Genomic DNA, 17,672 nt, shown 5'->3' with positions numbered 1-17,672 from the left:
ACTCCGGGCCCCGATCCCGGATCGCCGGGGTGAGCGAGCAGCCCGGAAGCGCCGGTGGAGCCTCCGGATCGCTCGCGAGAGCGGCCCGGCGAGCGCCGCCCCACCCCCAAAGCCCTGTTTGACGGTGCGGGAGCCGCCGGTCACCATGGCCGCATGTCCTCTCTCGACGAGCTGCGCGCCACCGCGCATCCGATCCGCCTCCGCCTGCTGTCCCTGGTGACGGGAGCGGCGATGAGCGCCGCGGAGGCCGCCCGCGAGCTGCAGCTGTCGCAGGCGACGGCGAGCTACCACTTCCGCGTGCTGGAGCGCGCCGGGCTCGTGGCCGTCGTCGAGACCGTGCGCCTGCGGGGCGGCGAGGCGAAGCGGTACCGGCACGAGGCCTCCGGAAGGCCCTTCGACGTGACCGCGTCAGTGGACGCCGGGCCGGAGGAGGAGCGGGACCTGCACCTCGAGGCCCTGATCGAGGAGCTCCGGCGGCGCTCGTCGAGCCGGGCGGACGGTCCTCAGCTCTCGACGGACGCGGAGCTCTGGGTCGACCCCGAGGTCTGGCGGCGGGTGGTGCGGCACGTCGGGGAGGCGTCCGCCCTGCTGCACGCGGCGGCCCGGCCGCCGAGGACGCCCGGTACCGCGCCGGTGTCGATGACGACCGCGATGTTCCCGCTCCGCCGGCCGTGACCCGCGACGGGCGCGGGCCGCTGGCGCACGGTCCTCTTGCGCACGGCCCCTTCCGCTGGCTCCTCGCCGCCCGCACGACCGGCGTCCTCGGCAACGCCGTCGCTCCGATCGCCCTGGCCTTCGCCGTGCTGGACCTGACGGGCTCGCCGACGGACCTCGGACTCGTCGTCGCCGCGCGCTCCCTCGCCAACGTCGCCGTCCTGCTGCTCGGCGGCGTCCTCGCCGACCGGCTCCCCCGCTCCGTGATCCTCGTCGGCACCTCGCTCGCGGCAGCAGCCACTCAGGCCGCGGTCGCCGTGACGGTGATCACGGGGACGGCGACCGTCGCGGCCCTGGTCGTGCTCAGCGTGCTCAACGGCGCCGTCGCGGCGATGAGCCTGCCCGCCGCGGCCGCCCTCGTCCCCGAGACGGTGCCGGTCGGCGAGCTCCGCCCAGCCAACGCCCTGCTCCGCCTGGGCCTGAACGCCGGGAGCATCGTCGGCGCCTCGGGCGGGGCCGCGCTCGTCGCACTGGTGGGTCCCGGGTGGGGGCTGGCGGTCGACGCCGCGGGCTTCGCCCTGGCCGCGGTCCTCTACTCCCGTGTGCGGCTGCCGCGGACGGTCCGCTCGGGCCCGGGCGCCTCCGCCCTCGCCGACCTCCGCGAGGGGTGGCGGGAGTTCACGAGCCGGCGCTGGGTGTGGATCGTCGTGGCGCAGTTCACCGCCGTCAACGCCGCGTTCGTCGGCGCGACCACGGTCCTCGGCCCGGTCGTCGCCGACCGGTCCTTCGGCCGAGCGGCATGGGGACTCGTGATCGCCGCGCAGACCGTCGGCCTGGTGATCGGGGCCGTGATCGCGCTGCGCTGGCGGCCCCGCCGGGCGCTGGGGGCGGGCGTCGCCCTCATGGCGGTGACGGCCGTCCCGGTCGCCGCCCTCGGAGCCGTCCCGGCGCTCCCCGCCCTCCTCCTCGCCTTCGCCCTCGGCGGAGTCGCGCTCGAGATCTTCGCCATCGCCTGGGACCAGTCGCTGCAGACCCATGTCCCCCGCGAGGCGCTCGCCCGGGTCTACTCCTACGACATGGTCGGCTCCTTCCTCGCCGTGCCGCTCGGGGAGGCGCTCGTGGGCCCGCTCGCCGACCTCGTCGGGCTCGACCGCACCCTGCTCGGCTGCGCCGCGGTCGTCCTCGTCGCCTCGCTCCTCGCGGCCTCCAGCAGGAGCGTCCGCGGGGTGGGCACGGACCGTCCGCGGCCGGAGACGCTCTAACGCGTCCCGGGAGGTGCGGGTGAGGGGACGAGCGGTCGGAGGTGCCGGAGGATCGCGGCCGCGACCGCCCCGGGGGCCTCGCGCTGCACGAAGTGGCCGACGCCGTCGAGCTCGATCAGCTCCCGGCCTGCGGAGAAGTACCGGCCGTTCGCCCGTGCGAGGGCGGGCGTCTCGCAGCCGTCGGCCGTCCCGAGGAGGAATGTCGTCGGCGCGTCGATGCGCGGCCAGGCGTCGAGGGCCTCCTGCGCGGCGCGGTACACGGCCCGGCCGGGCGCCTCCCCGGCGCCGTGCCGGTAGTAGTCGACGACCGTGTCGGCGAAGCCGCTGGTCGCCGTCGCCGCGAGGACCTCCTCCAGGGCCTCCGGCGGGAGGGAGCCCGGAGGCGACCACTCCCGCCAGGCCCAGGGGACGAGCTGCGCCGGGTCGCCCCGGAACGCCTCCGCTCCCGCGGCCGTGCAGAGCCAGTAGCGATACCAGGCCGCGGCGGCGTCGTCGAGGACCTCGCCGCCGCTCAGCTCGCTCGACGGTCCGTACGCGGTGGCGAGGGTGACCAGTGCGCCGACCCGCTCGGGCACGAGCGCCGCGACGGCGTGAGCGGTCCGCGCTCCCCAGTCGTGGCCGACGAGCACGACAGGCCCGAGGTCGAGCGCCTCGAGGAGATCGAGCAGGTCGGTGGCCAGCGCGGCCACCTGCCCGGACCGCGCCCCGGGGTCGACGACACGGGTCCGCCCGACCCCGCGCAGGAAGGGGCGCACCACCCGGAGCCCGGGGGGAAGCAGCTCCAGGACGCCGTCCCAGGTGGCGGGGACGTCGGGGAAGCCGTGCACGAGCACGAGCGGAGTGCCGTCCTCCGGTCCCTCGTCGAGGTAGTGGACGTCGGTGAAGCGCGTGGACAGGACGCGCGCACCCGTCCCCTCCTGCTCCGGCCCGTCCGAACGGGAGTGCCGCGGCCCGCTCACGGGCGGTAGAGGGAGTCGACGGAAACCTCGCGGCTCGAGCCGTCCCGGGTGGTGATCGTGACCGTGCCGGCGGGCCCGGCGGCGAGACCGTCGGACGAGGGCCACCAGGCGGTCCAGGAGCCGCCCTCGAGGGTCGCGACGACCGGCTCGACGCCGGCCTCGTTCAGCACCACCGATTCCACGTCCGCGCCCGCGAAGCCGACCGCGTAGATCAGAGCGGCGTCCCCCTCTCCGAAGGTTCCGGCCGAGCTGAGCTGGACGGCGTCCGCGGCGAGGGGGCCGGCCGGTGCGGCGTCCGCCATCTCCCACATCCCCGCGCCGTTCCCGGCGCTGAGGCAGTAGTAGAGGGAGTCGTCGAAGCGGTAGATCATCGAGGCGGCGTCGCCGCGCGCGTCGAGGTGCGAGACCTCCGCCGGCCCGGCCTCGCCGTTGGGGCTCTGCAGGTTCGTCGCACACCACTGCGTCGCCGACTGCCCGAGCTCGGAGCTCGGCAGGATGCGCTCGGGGATCGCGGTCCAGGAGGCGAGCACCGCGCGGCGCAGGGCCGGACCGCCATCGGACGGTCCGGTCGTGGGGACCGGAGTAGAGGTGGGTCCGAGGCTGGTCCCTTCCCGGAGGTGTGTGAACGGAGTGCGCTCCCGCGTCAGTCGGCGAAGATCGCGCCGACCGGCTCGCGCTTCTCGGCCTGGAAGCGGTCCTCGGCGCGGCCGAGAGCCCAGTAGGCCGAGAGCGAGAGCGCCCGGCGCTCCACGCCCCACTCGTCCTGCAGGAGGGCGCGCAGCTGCTTCATCGCGGTGCGCTCGCCGTGCGCGAAGACCTCGAGCACGCCCTCGGGCCTCGGCTCGGCCCGGACGGCCGCGACCAGCGCCCGGCCGGCCTCGAGACCGCCGCGGTGCAGCCAGCGCACCTCCACTCCGGCGGGAGCGGGAAGATCGAGCTCGTCGGCGGCCGAGTCGACCTCGATCAGGACCAGGCCGCGCGCGTGCGCGGGCATCCCCTCGAGGGCCGAGGCGATCGCCGGCAGAGCGGAGTCGTCGCCGAGCAGCAGGTGCACGGCCTCGGGGTCGGCGCTCGGCGACCAGGCGCCGCCGGGCGCGGAGAGCGCGATCCGGTCGCCGGGAGCCGCGGCGAGCGCCCACGGTCCCGCCACCCCTTCGTCGCCGTGCACGACGAAGTCGACGGCGATCGAGCGCCGCTCGAGGTCGACCGAGCGGACGGTGTAGGTGCGGCGCACGGGCAGCTGCTCGGGGGCGACGCTCGCCCGGAGCGCGTCGAGGTCGAAGGGCGGCTGGAGGTCGGAGCCGCGCGGCGGGAGCAGGAGCTTCACGTAGCGGTCGGTCGCGGCGAGGCGCTCGGGGTCGGACTCGGCGAGGAACGCGTCGAGCCCGTCGCCGCCGAGGTGCACGCGGACCAGGTGGCCGGTGAGGCGCTCGGTCCGCAGCACGGTGAGCACGTGCTGGCTGCGGGCGCGGCGCGGGCGGTCGGGGGACGGGGCGGCGTCGGTCATCCGTCCAGCATGCCCGGTCGTGCTCGGTGCGGGCCGAGTGCAGGCCGCCCGCGGGCGGGCGGGCGCCGAGGGGTCACGAACGGTCGCTTCGGGAGGGAGGAAGGGACCGCTCGTGACGCATCGGAGCAGGCCGAGGCGAGCCCGGGACGTCGCGGCGGCGCCGAGCGCGAGGCGGCGCGGGCGCGCGTGCGGACGAGCGGGCGTCGAGGGGTCACGAACGGCCGCTTCGGGAGGACGGAAGGAGCCGTTCGTGACGCATCGGAGCAGGCCGGGGCGAGGCCGGGGCATCGCGGCGGGGATCCGCGCGAGGCGGCGGCGCGGGCGCGCGTGCGGACGAGCGGGCGTCGAAGGGTCACGAACGGTCGCTTCGGGAGGACGGAAGGAGCCGTTCGCGACGCATCGGAGCAGGCCGGGACGTCGCGGCGGCGCCGAGCGCGAGGCGGCGGCGCGAGCGCGCGTGCGGACGAGCGGGCGTCGAAGGGTCACGAACGGTCGCTTCGGGAGGACGGAAGGAGCCGTTCGTGACGCATCGGAGCAGGCCGGGGGCACGGATGGGGCATCGCGGCGGGGATCCGCGCGAGGCGGCGGCGCGGGCGGGCGCTGATCCGTCGCTCACGGCCTGCGGAGGAGCGCAGGACGGGCCGTCCGCGACGGATCGGAGCGGGCCGGGCGCGACTGGGCGCCGCATGCGGAGCGAGCGCGGGCCTGCCGGAGGGCGCCGGGCGTCGATCCGTCACGAACGGCCCGTGCGGGAGGACGGAACGGGCCGTCAGCGACGGATCGGAGCGGGCGGCCGGAGGCCGGGCCGACGGAGCGGAGCGGACAGCAGCGCACGTCGGCGGAGCGGGCGGCGCCGCGGCCGGTCGGCGACGGGTGGGAGCGGGCGGCCGGAGGCCCTGGCCGGCGGAGGGGAGCAGACAGCAGCGCACGTCGGCGGAGCGGGCGGCGCCGCGGCCGACGGCCCGGCGGACGGCCCGGCGGACGGCCCAGCGGACGGCCGGTGGCGCGAGGTGCGCTCGCGCGGGGCGCGGCGGCGGGGGCGCGCCTACTCTCGCGGGATGACTGCGACGGCTCCGCGACTCCGGCACGACCGACTGGTCGCTCCCGACGTGCTGCGCGGAGTGGCGGTGGCTGCCATGCTCGTCGCGCACGCGATGCCGCTCGTGCCGAGCGCGCGCACGGGGGTCGTCGGGTTCCTGGCGTGGAACGTCAACGATCTCGCGTCGCCGCTGTTCGCGCTGGTGATGGGGATGTCGGCGGCCCTGGTGCTCGCGCGGCCCGGTGCCTCGCCCGGGCGGGTGCTGCTGCGGAACGCGATCCGCGGTGCGGTGCTCGTGGCACTCGGGGTCTGGCTCGAGACCTGGGGCAGCTGGATCGCGATCGTGCTGCAGTACCTCGGCGTCGTGCTCGTGCTCGGCACGCCGCTGCTGCTCCTCCGCTCCCGGATCATCGCCGCGCTGGCCGCTGTGCTCGCGCTCGCCGCCGGGCCCGCGAACGCCGCGGTCGCCGCCGCCGCACCCGGCTCTCCGCTCGCCCTCTGGCTCTTCACCGGGCCGAGCTACCGCGCGACCAACCTGCTCCCCTTCTTCCTCCTCGGAGCCCTGCTGCTGCGGCACGGCGCGCAGCGCGACCGGCTGCTGCCGATGCTCGCGGCGGTCGCGGTCGTCGCGTACCCGGTGCGGCCGCTGGTCGCGCTCCTGCTCGGCGTGGAGTCGCCCTCCGGCAGCCTCCCGGACACTCTGCACGACCTCGGGCTCGTGCTCCTGGCCTACGTCGCGGTGGTGCTGCTGACCTCGTCGCGCTCCCCCGCTGTCCAGCGGCTGCTGGTGCCGCTCCGGGCGATCGGCACGCTCGCGCTCTCGGTCTACGTGCTGCAGGTGGCGCTCGTCGCAGCGCTCGCGCGGGCGGGCCTCGGCTACTCCGCCGACACTCCGCTCGCCGCTCTCGCCCTGGTGCTCGGGCTGTGCACGGCCGCCGTGCTGTGGTGGCGGTTCCTCGGTGCGGGCCCCGTCGAGCGGCTGACGGCGCGGCTCACCGGGCTCGTGCCGCGCTGAGCCCCCGGCCGCCCGGGGCCGGCGGCGAGGACCTGAGCCCGCTGCGGCCCGCGGCGAGCTCGCCTGAGCTCGCAAGGTCCGCGGCGACCCCGGCTGATCCGCCGACACCCGGCAGCCCGCACACGAGCGCAGGCCGCCGGGCGTCCCCTCCCTCAGCGCGCGAGCGCCGACGCCTCCTTCGCGAGGGCCGGGCCGTGCGCCGCGAGCACCAGGTCGCGCACCGCGGTGGCCGGGAGCGACGCGGCTCCGGCCGGCAGCAGGTCCGCGTCCGAGGCCAGCACGAGCGGGGTGTCGGCCGACGAGGACGGCAGCCTCCCGTGCGTGCCGCGCACGAGCGACGCGTCCAGCGGCACCAGGTTCATCGCGTAGCGCAGCCCCAGCGCCTTCTTGGCGAGGTTGCCCGCCGCCTTCGCCTTCACCAGCGGGTCGGCCGGATCGAAGAAGAGCTCGGCCGGGTCGTAGCCGGGCTTGCGGTGGATGTCGACGCCGCGGGCGAAGTCGGGCGCGCGGTCGTCGTCGAGCCAGTAGTAGTAGGTGAACCACGCCCCCGGCCGGGCGACCACGACGAACTCGCCCGAGCGCTCGTGGTCGAGGCCGTAGCGGGCCTGCGCCTCCTGGTCGAGCACCTCGTCGACGCCGTCGAGCCCCTCGAGGATCGAGCGCACCCGCGGCAGGTCCGCCGCGTCCTGCACGTAGACGTGCGCGACCTGGTGGTCGGCGACGGCGAACGCGCGCGACGTCCACGGGTCCAGCTGCTCGCGGCCGTCCTGCACGTAGACCTCGAGCAGGCCCTCGCGGCGGAGCGCCCGGTTCACGTCGACCGGGGTGTCGGCGTCGGCGATCCCGTACTCGGCGACCACGATCACCGAGGCGCCCAGCGCCTCCGCGTCGTCGAGCAGCGGAGCGAGCACCACGTCGAGCTCCGACGCGGCCCGGCGCGCCTCGGGCGAGTCCGGTCCGAAGCGCTGGAGGTCGTAGTCGAGGTGCGGCAGGTACGCCGTGGTCAGCTCGGGCGGTCCGGACCCGTCTCCGGCCAGCACGTGCCGGGTCGCGTCGACCATCCACTGGGTCGAGCGGAGCGACGCGGTCGGCCCCCAGTACTGGAACAGCGGGAAGGCGCCGAAGCGCGAGACCAGCTCGTCGTGCAGCGCCGGCGGGCGCACGTAGGCGTCCGGCGACTTGCGGCCGTCGGCGTGGTAGATCGGGCGCGGAGTGACGGTGACGTCGGTCGACGCCCCCATCGCGTACCACCAGCCGATGTTGGCCGCGCGGTACGGCTCGCCGCTCAGCCGGCGCGCGGTCTCCCAGACCTTCTCCCCCGTGACCAGGCGGTTGTGCTGGCGCCACAGGTGCACCTCGCCGAGGTCGCGGAAGTACCAGCCGTTGCCGACGATCCCGTGCTGCGCGGGCATCGAGCCGGTGAGCATGGTCGACTGCACGCTGCAGGTGACCGCGGGCAGGACCGTGTCCAGCGGCAGGCGCCCGCCCCCGCGGGCCAGCCGCGAGAGGCGGGGCATGTCGGCGAGCGCCGTCGAGGTCAGCCCGACCACGTCGAGCAGCAGCACGGGCCTCACAGCGCCGCCGCCTGCGGGAGGAGGGGCGCCAGCAGCGCCTCTCGGGAGGCGGGCGTGAGCAGGTGCGCGGCCGCCCAGGCGAGCTCGGCGCCGATGCCCGTCGAGAGGTCGCTCGGGGCGTCGGCGAGCACCGACCAGGTGTAGGTCTCGACGTCGAGGTGGATCTCGTCGTACGGCCAGGCGGCGTCGACCGCCGAGACCGCCTCCGCCAGGACGGCCGTGGTCGCCGAGAGCGGCGCCTCCGGCCGGTGGTGCAGCGGCACGTGGAAGTGCACGCGCCACGGGCCGGTGCCGGGGAGCGTGTCCAGCGCCTCAGGCAGGTCGTCGACGCGGAGCACCCCGTCGATCCCGTTCTCGCGGGTCTGGTGCAGGTAGCGCTTCTCGACGAACGGCGTGAGCGCGGCGCGGCCCGAGGGGTCCTCCAGGTGGAGCGCGGCCGAGGCCTGCACCTTGACCACGCGCAGGCCCGCGTCGCGGATGCGGCGCACGGCCGAGACCGGGTCGGCGAAGGAGACGGCGAGGTGGCAGGTGTCGAGGCACACGCCCACGTACGCCGGGTCGACCACTCCGATGCGCGGGTGCAGCCAGTCGACGACGTCGTCCACGGTGTCGAGGATGCAGCCGGGCTCGGGCTCGATCGCCAGGCGGATCGCGTGGCCGGTGGAGCGGCGCAGGTCGCGCAGCTCCTCGACGAGCCGGGCGAGGTTCCGGCAGGCGGCCTCGTCCTGCTCCCGTCCCCAGCCCTCGCGCCAGCCCAGCGGCAGCGTCGAGATGCTGCCGTCGGCGCCGGCGGGCAGCAGGTCGGCCAGGATCCGCGCGCAGTCGATCGTGTACTGCAGGCGCTCCGGCGTGGTCCAGTCGGGGCGGTAGACGTCGAGCTTCACGACCTCGGCGTGGAACGCGGCGTACGGGAAGGCGTTGAGCGTGCGCACCTCGAGGCCGTTGCGCTGCAGGGCCGCGCGGAGGACGGCGCGGTCCTCGGCGCTGGCGACCAGGCGGGCCGCGAGGTCGCGCGGGATCCACAGGCCGACTCCGACCAGGGCGAGCCCGGCGGCCACGCGCGCGGGTCCGGCGTACACGTCGAGCTGGCGGACGACTCCGGCCAGGTCCTCGGCGGGATGGACGTTGGTGCAGTAGGAGAGGTGCATCACACGACCTCCGCCACGCGCGGCGCGCCCCGGAGCACGGAGTTGCCCTCGAAGGTGCGGCCGGCCGACTCCTGCACGTCGAAGCCCGCGACGGGCGAGAGGTCCAGGCGTCCGCTCTGCCCGTAGAACTCGACCGGGTTCTGCCAGAGCAGCCGGTCCACGTCGCCCGCGCTGAAGCCGGCGACGAGGAGGAGGCGGCCGGTCTTCGCGGTCGTGAGCGGGTCGGAGCGGCCCCAGTCGGCGGCGGAGTTGACCAGCACGCGGTCCAGCCCGATCCGCTCGACCAGCGTCACCAGGCGGGTCTCGTCCATCTTCGTGTCGGGGTAGATGGAGAAGCCCATCCAGCAGCCGGAGTCGCGGACCGCGTCGACGGTGACCTCGTTGAGGTGGTCGACGAGGACCCGCCCGGGCTCGAGCCCCGAGTCGGCGACGACCTCGAGGGTGCGGCGGGTGCCCGACTCCTTGTCGCGGTGCGGGGTGTGCACCATCGCGGGGAGGCCGTGCTCGCCGGCGAGCTCGAGCTGCTGGCGGAAGACCTGGTCCTCCTCGGGGGTGAGCGAGTCGTAGCCGGTCTCGCCGACCGCGACGACGCCGTCCTTGGCGAGGTAGCGGTCGAGCTCGGGCAGGACGGCCCGGCAGCGCGGGTCGTTCGCCTCCTTCGGGTTGAGCCCGATGGTGCAGTGGTGGCGGATGCCGAACTGCGCGGCGCGGAAGCGCTCCCAGCCGATCAGGGCGTCGAAGTAGTCCGTGAACGAGCCGACGTTCGTGCGCGGCTGGCCGAGCCAGAAGGAGGGTTCGACGACCGCGCGGACGCCGGCGTCGAACATCGCCTGGTAGTCGTCGGTGGTGCGGGAGGTCATGTGGATGTGCGGGTCGAAGATGCGCATCGTCGCGCCTTTCTCATCGGTGGTGGTGCCCCGCGGTCGGGGCGGCGTTCGGGGGCGGTCAGCTCGGCAGGAGCACCGCCAGATCGTCCGGGAGCGGGCGCCCGGCCGCGCGGCGCTCGTCGGCGAAGCGGCCGGCCATCGCGCGCAGCTCGGCGTCGCTGCGCTCCTCCAGCCCGGCGACCGCCGCGAGCGGGACGCCGAGGAAGACGAGCTTGAGCACCCCGTGCCGCCAGGCGTGCGCGTCGAGGTGGCGGCGGGCGAAGGAGCCCATCGCCGCGGCGACGAGCCGGGTGTCGTTGGCGCGCAGGGCGTCGGCGGTCAGCTCGAGGCCGGCGAGGGTCGTCGCCGGTCCCGGGTCGCCGAGGGCGTTCAGCCCGGCCAGCACTCCGCGGCGCTCGGCGCCGTCCCCGCCCCGGTAGAGGCGGAGGAGGAGAGCGGCCAGGTCGTCGTCGCCGAGCGCCTGCGCGGCGGCCTGCACCAGGGCGGCGCGGGCCGCGTCGTCGTGCGTGCCGTGGACGAGGCCGTGCGGGTCCTCGGCGGGCCGGAGCGGCTCGCGTCCGGCCTCGCGGCCCGCGGCGGGGAAGAAGCGCTCGATCCGCGTCGGGCGCTCGAGGACGGCGGCGCGGGCGGCCGCGGTCCACGGGTGCTCGGCGTGCGAGGAGGCGCCGCCGAGCGCCTCCTCCATCGCGGCGAGGCTCGCCACGGCCAGGCGGGGCGCGTCGTGCGAGTGCCGGGGCAGCTCGACGGCGGCGATCCCGCGGTAGCCGATCTCGGCGAGGGTCGCGAAGGCGGCCGCGAGGTCGAGCGATCCGGTGCCGAGCTCGAGGTGCTCGTGCCGCTCCGGGAGCATGTCGTCGACCTGCACGTTCAGCAGCAGGTCCCTGGCGCTGCGGAGGGCTCCGACCACGCCGTCCGGCTCCACCACGACGCAGTGGCCGAGGTCGACCGTCAGACCGACCGACTCCGGGTCGCCGAGCTCGCGGCGCAGCAGCAGCGCGTCGGCGACCGTCTCCACCAGCATCCCCGGCTCGGGCTCGACGGCCAGCCGCACGCCGTGGCGCTCGGCCGTCGCGACGACGCCGCGCATCCGCTCGACGAGCAGCCGCCAGGCCGCGGCCGCATCGGCGCCCGCCGGCACGACCCCCGACCAGAGGGAGACGGCGTCGGCGCCCAGCAGCGCGGCGATCTCGATCGCGCGCTCGAGGAAGCGGACGCGGGGGCCGGCCTCCTCGTCGACCAGCGTGGGGCGGTGCTTCGCGAACGGGTCGAGCAGGTACCGCGCGCCCGTCTCGACGACCACGCGCAGGCCCAGCTCGTCGAGCCGCGACCGGAGCGCCAGCGTCCGCTCGCGCCAGTCGGCCGCGAAGGGATCGAGGTGCGGGTGCCCGAGGGTGAGCGCGACGGCGCGGTACCCCGCGGCGTGGATCACCGTGAGCGCATCGTCGAGGGTGTGGTCGGCGAAGCCGTTGGTGCCGTAGCCGAGGACGGGTCCGGTGGCGCTCATGTGATGTCCGCCGTCCGCGGGCGGCGGAGCAGGAGGGAGCCGATCGCGTCGAGCGCGAGCAGCGCCGCCCCCAGCTCGGGACGCTTCAGACCGGCGAGCGCGGCCTGCAGCGGGATCATCCCGGTGATGCCCGCGCGGGTGGCCGTCCGCGCGGCCGCGGCCGTCGGCGTCCGCACGGACTGCAGCTGCGCGGTGAGCACGAGCAGGAGCCAGCGCCCGAGGCCCGCGGCGACGACCGCGGCGGGGGCGGCCCGGCGCTCGGCCAGAGCGCCGGCCGCGGTGGACAGCGCGATAGCCACGGTCCCGGCCGAGACCGCTCCCGCCGCGACCGGGGTGGTGCCGTGCACCTCGCCGCGCGAGAGCACGGTGACGCCGAGCGTGTGCCCGGCCACGGCGGCGGAGGCGGGGGCCGCCGCGCGCACGCCGTCGACGCCCGCGCCGAGCAGCACGTCGAGACCGCGGCAGGCCGCCATCACGACCGGGCCCAGCGGAGTCGGCTTCGCGAGCAGGTCGTACGACCAGATCCCGGCCGCGAGCGGCAGCGAGAGCGCGAGCGAGCGCCGCCCGTCCACGACGGCCGCCACGGCGATCCCCGCCGCGGTCAGCGCGGCCGCCGTGCCCAGCGCCGCCGAGCGCCGGATGCGCCCCGAGGGGATCGGCCGCTCGGGCCGCTCCCGGGCGTCGAGCTCGGCGTCCGCGTAGTCGTTGAGCGCCATGCCCGCCGAGTAGAGCAGCGCGGAGGACAGCGGGAGCGCGACCGTGCGCGCTCCCACTCCGCGGCCCGCCCACGCTCCGCCCGCGACGGTGTCGCCGATCACGGTCAGCGCGGCCTTCGCGCGGACGAGCTCGAGGTAGTCGCGCAGCTCAGCCATCGCTCCGCGTCCCGCTCGTCACCGGGGTGCGGCGCTCGGCGACGAGGGCGCCGGTGCGGGCGGACCAGGCCACCAGCTCCGCGGTCTGCTCGGCGAAGCCGTGCACGTCGCTGCCCCACGGGTCCTTGAAGAAGAAGCCGAGCTCGCCGACCGGGCCCGAGACGCCGGCCTCGTCCGCGAGCGCCAGCAGGCGGGCGAGGTCGAGGATCAGCGGCGCCGCGAGGGCCGAGTCGTACGCCGACCAGATCGTCTGCACCGTGATCCGCGAGCCGAGGAAGCCCTCCGCGTGCACGTGGTCCCAGGCGGTCTTGACGTCGCCGAGGTCCGGGACGTTGTCGATGTGGAGCGGAGTGACGACGTCGTCGCCGAGGAGGCTGCGGAGTCCGCGGTTCTTCGAGACGAGCTTCGAGCGCACCGCCTCCGGGTCGGCGAGGGTCTGCCCGTCGCCGCCGCCGAGGAGGTTCGCGCCCGCCCACGAGAGCACGCGCATCCCGCGCGCCGTGAACATCGGCGCGAGCACGCTGCGGAGCAGGGTCTCCCCCGTCTTGCCGTCCTGGCCGGCGATCGGGATCCCGGCCTCGGCGGCCCACTCCTCCAGGGCCGGCAGGGCCAGCGCGGTCGAGGGAGTGAAGCAGGCGTAGGCCGCGCCCGCGACGACGGCCGAGAGGGCGGCGATCGAGCTCGGCGGCAGGAGGCGCTCGCCCGGACGCGCCAGGGCGGCGCGCAGAGCGGCGAGGTCGTGGAACTCGGGACGGTCGGCCGGCAGCACCTCGGTCGAGGCGACGTCGATCACGACGACCCGGGCGAGGCCGTGGCGCTCGCGGAAGGCGACGATGTCGGCGGCCCGGCGGTCGATCTCCTCCTGCTGCGACGCGGCGTCGGAGGGGGCGAGGCGGATCTCGGCGTCGGTCGCGTCGATCCGGTCGGCCACCTCGGCGACGACCGAGGTCGGGAACATGCCGCCGGCCGCGAGGCCCGTGGCCTTCTCGAGCAGCGGGGTCGGCGAGACGTCGTGGCCGCCGATGACGATGTCGGCGAACCCGGCGAGCGGGACGTCCTCGAAGGCGGGGGTCGCGGTGGCGCAGCCCGAGCTGGGCGCGGCTCCGGCGGCGATGGCGTGCAGGCCCACGGCGGCCGTGGTGGCGACGCTGCCCCGGGCCCCGATCAGCCAGAGGCCGATGCGCCCGCTCGATCGGGGGGCGCCTGTGGTGGTGGTGTCGGACGAGGTCATCGTTCTCTCCTGTCTGGAAGGGCTGGCTGAGCGGCGATCGTCGGGGCGCACCCGGGCGATCGGAGTGGGGAGGGGCCGCGGCCGGGCGCGCGTCGCGCCTCCGGCCGGCCGTGTTGCGCAGGACCCGCACGCAGGGCCCGCCGAGATTGCGCGACCGTGCGTCGACTGGTTTCCTCAGGTGTGCTGTCCCCCGAACCCGTCCTCCGGGCCGAGAGAAGGAGCTGAGCGTGGCCGAGCGCGCGGGTACCGCGACCGGCGACATGCTGAGGCTGTTCGCCGACGGTCGGCCGCGCACCCGCGCCGAGCTGGTCGAGGAGACGGGCCTCGCGCGGACCGCGGTGATGACGCGCCTGGAGCAGTTCTTCGAGCTCGGACTGATCGCGCACCTCGACCGCGCTCCGTCGACCGGCGGCCGCCCGTCCGCGCGCCTCGTCTTCGACCCGGCCGTCCGCTCGCTCCTGGCCATCGACCTGGGCGCGGCGCACTCGACCATCGCGCTGACCGACTTCGACGGCCGCATCATCGCCGAGCGCCGCGAGGAGCTCGACATCGCGCAGGGCCCCGTGGCGGTGCTCGGGCACGCGCTCGACGTCTGCGACGGGATCCTCGCCGCGGCCGGGGTCGACCGCTCCGCCCTCGCGGGCATCGGGGTCGGCGTGCCCGGCCCGGTGGAGCACGCGAGCGGCCGCCCGGTGCGCCCGCCGATCATGCCCGGCTGGGACGGCTTCGACATCCCCGTCTTCGTGCATCGGCGCTACGACACCACGGTGCTCGTCGACAACGACGTGAACCTGCTGGCGCTCGGTGAGCGGGCCTCGCGCTTCCCGCACGCCCTCGACCTGATGTTCGTGAAGGTCGGCACCGGCATCGGCGCGGGCATCGTCTCGTCCGGGCTGCTCCAGCGCGGAGCCCTCGGCTCCGCGGGTGATCTCGGCCACGTCCAGGTGCCGCGCACGGCCCCGGCCGCGGCGGGCGGTCAGGAGGGGGACCTCGAGGCGGTCGCGGGCGGCTCCGCTCTGGCCGCCGGGCTCGCCCGGGCGGGCCGCGACGTGCAGTCGGTGCGCGAGCTGATCGACCTGCTGAAGGCGCGCGATCCCGAGGCCGTCGAGGCGGCGCGGATCGCGGGACTGCAGCTCGGCGAGGTGCTGGCCACCTGCGTGAGCCTGCTGAACCCCTCCGTCATCGTGCTGGGCGGCGCGGTCGCCCTCGCCAGCCCGGAGATCCTGACGGCCGTGCGCTCGGTGATCGACGAGCGCTCTCTCCCCCTCGCGACGCAGCGGCTCGACGTCGTGACCGCCGAGCTGGGCGGCAGCGGGGGCGTGCGCGGTGCCGCGCTGATGCTGCGCGGGCACCTGCTCAGCCCCGCCGTGGTGGACGGCTTCCTCGAGCAGCTGCGCGCCGAGGGGCGGGCGGTCCGCTAGAGCGGCGGCCGCGCGCCCGGAGGCGGCGGGCCGCGCCGGCGCGATCCCCCGCGGACCGCGTCGGCCGCACCCGGTCAGGAGCGGACCTCCGCGCGGTCGGCGTCCTCCGGCTGGGCGCCGAGAGCGGCGGCGACGGCGGCGTCGATGCGCGCCTGCTCCCCCGCGGCCCGGCGGCGGCGGCGGACGACGGTCAGCACGATGAGCCCGATGAGCAGGGCGAGGAGGAGCACGGCGCTCCACGGCACGGCCGCGGCCGAGGTCTCGGCGGTGGCGACCGGCACGTCGGGGACGACGACGGCGGAGTCGGCCTGTGCGGCCTGGTCGGCGGTGACGACGGTGCCCGAGAGCGCGGCGCGGGCGGTCGCGACGAAGAGCGGCCAGACTCCGGCGACGGTCACGGTGCGCGAGACGGAGGTTCCGGGGAGGAGCTCGGGCAGCGGCTCCGGGTCGGTCGCGGACACCGGCGCGAGGCCGAAGAGGCCGGCGACGCTGATCTCGGCGCCCGGCGCGATGCGGGTGTTGCCCGCGTTGGTCACGGTGTAGTCGACGGTCGCGGAGCCGGGGGCGAAGGGGTTCCAGCCGCCCTCGTACGAGACGGCGAGGCCGTCGATCGACAGGCGCGGGGCGAGCTCGCCGCCGACGCGGAGGTACATGCGCGAGCCCAGGCGCCGGTCGACCGAGACTCCGGTCTCGCCCTGCACCAGGATCGAGGAGACGACGCCCGCGGCGTAGTCGCCCGGGGTCACGTCCTCGGGGACGACGACCTCGAACGGGACCTGCACGCTCTCGCCGGCGGGCACGGTGACCTCGGGCTCGGGGAACGCGATCCAGCTGCCGAGCTGCGTCGAGGGCTCCGCGGCGGGGAGCAGGTCGAGCTGGCCGGCCTCGGTGATGAAGCCGTCGGAGCCGTAGACGCGGAACGTCTGCTCCTCGTCGTCGTAGTTGGAGACGATCAGGGCGTCGCTGAGGCGTCCGCCGGGATCGAGGGCGTACGCGTAGTTCGGCCGCTCGCTGCCCTGCTCGGTGTCGGCGGGGCGCACCCCCCAGGTGACCGGCGTGGAGGCGGGGTCCGCCTCCTGGGCACCCGCCTGAGCCGAGAGGCCGCCGGCTGCGAGGAGCGTCATCAGCAGCAGGGCGGCGGTGGTGCGGGAGGTGCGTGGCATGAGCGACATCGATCAGGCTTCCGTTGCAAGGGGGGGATGCCTCCCCGCGGGACGCCGCTCCGGTGCGCGGCACGCCGAGCGGGGCGGACCGGAGTGGCGTCTCGCGGGGAGACGGGGGGAGGGTGGGGCGGCCCGGAGGCCGCCCCACCGGTGCTAGCCGAGCGCGGTGAGCGTCAGCGTCGCGGTGTAGGTGCCGGTTCCGACCGAGAGCGGGAGCTTCAGGTCGAGGTCGGCGCCCAGGACCGAGGATCCGGTCGGGTGCTGCGCCGCGGCGGAGCCGAGGACGCGGGGCGTGGCGAGGCCGTTGCCCGAGTCGAACCCGGAGGGGACGGCTGCGCCCGCGACGGCACCGCCGGTGTTCTCCAGGACCTCGGGGGTCCAGCCGAGGTGCTTGCCCGAGAACGTCTTCTCGCCGGAGCGGAAGTCGCTCAGCTGGCCGGTGACCGACCAGGCCGGGCCGTTGAGGCGGGTGTCGGTCACGCGGACCGGCACGAGCTCACCGGAGGCGGCGAAGTGGTCGCCCTGCTCCTCGGCGACGCCGAGGTTCACCAGGTTGCTGGTGCCCTCGAGCGTCCAGGTCAGCTCGCCCTTGTTGGCCTCGGGGACGATGACGGCCACGGCCTGGTCGCCGGCCGCCGCAGCGCCCGCCGCCGTTCCCGTGAAGGTGCCGTCGACTCCGGCGGCGGTGTTGCCCGCGCCGAAGTTGACCGCCGGCGCGTTGTCGGTGAGCGCGATGCGCCCGCCGACCGTCGAGCCCGCGAGCTGGACGTTGCCGGAGTTGCCCGAGAGCGTGAGGTTCCCGCCCACCGTGTTGCCGAGGGCCGAGGCCGAGCCGTCCTCGTTCGCGCCCAGGAGGACGCCGCGCGAGGAGCCGGTGACGGCGAGCGAGCCGCCGACGATGGCGCCCTGCACGTTCACGCCGAAGTCGCTGCCGGCGAAGGTGGCGTCGCCGCCGACGCTGGTGCGGTCGACGTCGACGTAGTTCGCCGCGTCGGTGCTGACCGAGCCGTCGACCGAGAGGTCGCTGAACTCGACGTCGATCCCGCCGGCCTCGACCATGCCGCCGACCGTGAGGTCGCGCAGGTAGAGGAAGCCGTTGCGGCTGCCGTCCGAGAACGACACGACGTCTCCGCCGACGCTGGTGCCGTCGATCGAGATGCCGTACGCGTCGGTGCCGATGACGTCGCCGCCGATGGTCGCCGAGGTGGCGTCCAGCCAGGCGTCGTCGCCGACGATGACGTTGCCGGTGACGGTCACGTTGCCGAGCACGCAGGTCTGGCCCGCGCCGACGTTGAGGTCTCCGGTGATCGTCTGGTTCCCGAGCTCGGTGGTGCAGTCCGTCGTCGCCGCGAAGGCGGACGGTGCGGCGACCATCGCGAGGGAGGCGGCCGCGAGGACCGCCGTGGGCGTCTTCCACTTCATGGGGGTTCTCCTCG

Annotated in this window: 15 protein-coding genes; 4 read left to right on the top strand and 11 right to left on the bottom strand. The window is 75.9% G+C overall.

Going from position 1 to position 17,672, the window contains the following annotated elements; genetic code table 11:
- The first annotated feature begins 153 nt into the window (after window positions 1-153).
- Both C5B92_RS05065 and C5B92_RS05060 read left to right on the top strand, forming a co-directional pair.
- Window positions 154-675: a helix-turn-helix domain-containing protein gene (locus tag C5B92_RS05065; protein ID WP_104222473.1), complete on the top strand. Its 522-nt coding sequence runs from the start codon at window positions 154-156 to the stop codon at window positions 673-675.
- The gene (locus tag C5B92_RS05060; protein ID WP_258061263.1) at window positions 672-1,916 is read left to right on the top strand and encodes an MFS transporter; all 1,245 of its coding nucleotides are present in this window, start codon (window positions 672-674) and stop codon (window positions 1,914-1,916) included. The genes C5B92_RS05065 and C5B92_RS05060 overlap by 4 nt, the downstream gene beginning before the upstream one ends.
- Here C5B92_RS05060 and C5B92_RS05055 read toward each other — a convergent pair.
- The 3 genes from C5B92_RS05055 to C5B92_RS05050 all read right to left on the bottom strand — a co-directional run bounded on the left by C5B92_RS05055 (window position 1,913) and on the right by C5B92_RS05050 (window position 4,382).
- A complete protein-coding gene (locus C5B92_RS05055; protein ID WP_181028739.1) occupies window positions 1,913-2,875 on the bottom strand; it encodes an alpha/beta fold hydrolase in 963 nt (320 codons plus the stop codon). The genes C5B92_RS05060 and C5B92_RS05055 overlap by 4 nt on opposite strands.
- Window positions 2,872-3,405 (bottom strand): hypothetical protein, encoded by a 534-nt coding sequence (locus tag C5B92_RS17200; protein WP_181028738.1) that lies wholly within the window; start codon window positions 3,403-3,405, stop codon window positions 2,872-2,874. The genes C5B92_RS05055 and C5B92_RS17200 overlap by 4 nt, the downstream gene beginning before the upstream one ends.
- 113 nt (window positions 3,406-3,518) lie before the next feature.
- Window positions 3,519-4,382: a siderophore-interacting protein gene (locus tag C5B92_RS05050; RefSeq protein WP_104255864.1), complete on the bottom strand. Its 864-nt coding sequence runs from the start codon at window positions 4,380-4,382 to the stop codon at window positions 3,519-3,521.
- Between the two features lie 1,058 nt (window positions 4,383-5,440).
- Between C5B92_RS05050 and C5B92_RS17195 the strand changes: the two genes are divergently transcribed.
- Window positions 5,441-6,436 (top strand): DUF418 domain-containing protein, encoded by a 996-nt coding sequence (locus C5B92_RS17195; protein ID WP_104255863.1) that lies wholly within the window; start codon window positions 5,441-5,443, stop codon window positions 6,434-6,436.
- Between the two features lie 152 nt (window positions 6,437-6,588).
- Here C5B92_RS17195 and C5B92_RS05040 read toward each other — a convergent pair whose 3' ends face one another.
- From C5B92_RS05040 to C5B92_RS05015, 6 genes are read right to left on the bottom strand one after another with little or no spacing between them, the layout of a single operon-like run.
- A complete protein-coding gene (locus tag C5B92_RS05040) occupies window positions 6,589-8,010 on the bottom strand; it encodes an alkaline phosphatase family protein (protein ID WP_104255862.1) in 1,422 nt (473 codons plus the stop codon).
- Window positions 8,007-9,158, bottom strand: a complete 1,152-nt coding sequence (eboE, locus tag C5B92_RS05035) for a metabolite traffic protein EboE (RefSeq protein ID WP_104222467.1) — start codon at window positions 9,156-9,158, stop codon at window positions 8,007-8,009. Before eboE ends, C5B92_RS05040 begins: the two co-directional genes overlap by 4 nt.
- Window positions 9,158-10,045, bottom strand: coding sequence for a TatD family hydrolase (locus tag C5B92_RS05030; protein ID WP_104222466.1), 888 nt, complete (start codon window positions 10,043-10,045; stop codon window positions 9,158-9,160). The genes eboE and C5B92_RS05030 overlap by 1 nt, the downstream gene beginning before the upstream one ends.
- Before the next feature lie 58 nt (window positions 10,046-10,103).
- Window positions 10,104-11,549: an EboA domain-containing protein gene (locus C5B92_RS17605; RefSeq protein WP_104255861.1), complete on the bottom strand. Its 1,446-nt coding sequence runs from the start codon at window positions 11,547-11,549 to the stop codon at window positions 10,104-10,106.
- The gene (locus C5B92_RS05020) at window positions 11,546-12,421 is read right to left on the bottom strand and encodes an SCO3242 family prenyltransferase (protein ID WP_219814217.1); all 876 of its coding nucleotides are present in this window, start codon (window positions 12,419-12,421) and stop codon (window positions 11,546-11,548) included. Before C5B92_RS05020 ends, C5B92_RS17605 begins: the two co-directional genes overlap by 4 nt.
- Window positions 12,414-13,652 carry an inositol-3-phosphate synthase gene (locus C5B92_RS05015; protein WP_104226602.1) on the bottom strand — a complete coding sequence of 413 codons (1,239 nt, stop codon included), beginning with the start codon at window positions 13,650-13,652 and terminating at the stop codon, window positions 12,414-12,416. Before C5B92_RS05015 ends, C5B92_RS05020 begins: the two co-directional genes overlap by 8 nt.
- A gap of 227 nt (window positions 13,653-13,879) precedes the next feature.
- Here C5B92_RS05015 and C5B92_RS05010 point away from each other — a divergent pair, with 227 nt between their 5' ends.
- Window positions 13,880-15,073, top strand: coding sequence for an ROK family protein (locus C5B92_RS05010; protein ID WP_258061262.1), 1,194 nt, complete (start codon window positions 13,880-13,882; stop codon window positions 15,071-15,073).
- A gap of 74 nt (window positions 15,074-15,147) precedes the next feature.
- Here the strand turns inward: C5B92_RS05010 and C5B92_RS05005 are convergent, their stop codons facing one another.
- Complete coding sequence (locus C5B92_RS05005) at window positions 15,148-16,236, bottom strand: hypothetical protein (RefSeq protein ID WP_146079258.1); 1,089 nt, start codon at window positions 16,234-16,236, stop codon at window positions 15,148-15,150.
- 153 nt (window positions 16,237-16,389) lie between these two features.
- Window positions 16,390-17,658, bottom strand: a complete 1,269-nt coding sequence (locus C5B92_RS05000; RefSeq protein WP_104255859.1) for a hypothetical protein — start codon at window positions 17,656-17,658, stop codon at window positions 16,390-16,392.
- Window positions 17,659-17,672: the final 14 nt, after the last annotated feature.

The organism is Rathayibacter sp. AY1A4 (genome assembly GCF_002930955.1).
GTDB lineage: Bacteria > Actinomycetota > Actinomycetes > Actinomycetales > Microbacteriaceae > Rathayibacter.
Note: the sequence above shows the minus strand (reverse complement) of the source record. Positions and strands in the feature narration are given on the sequence as shown.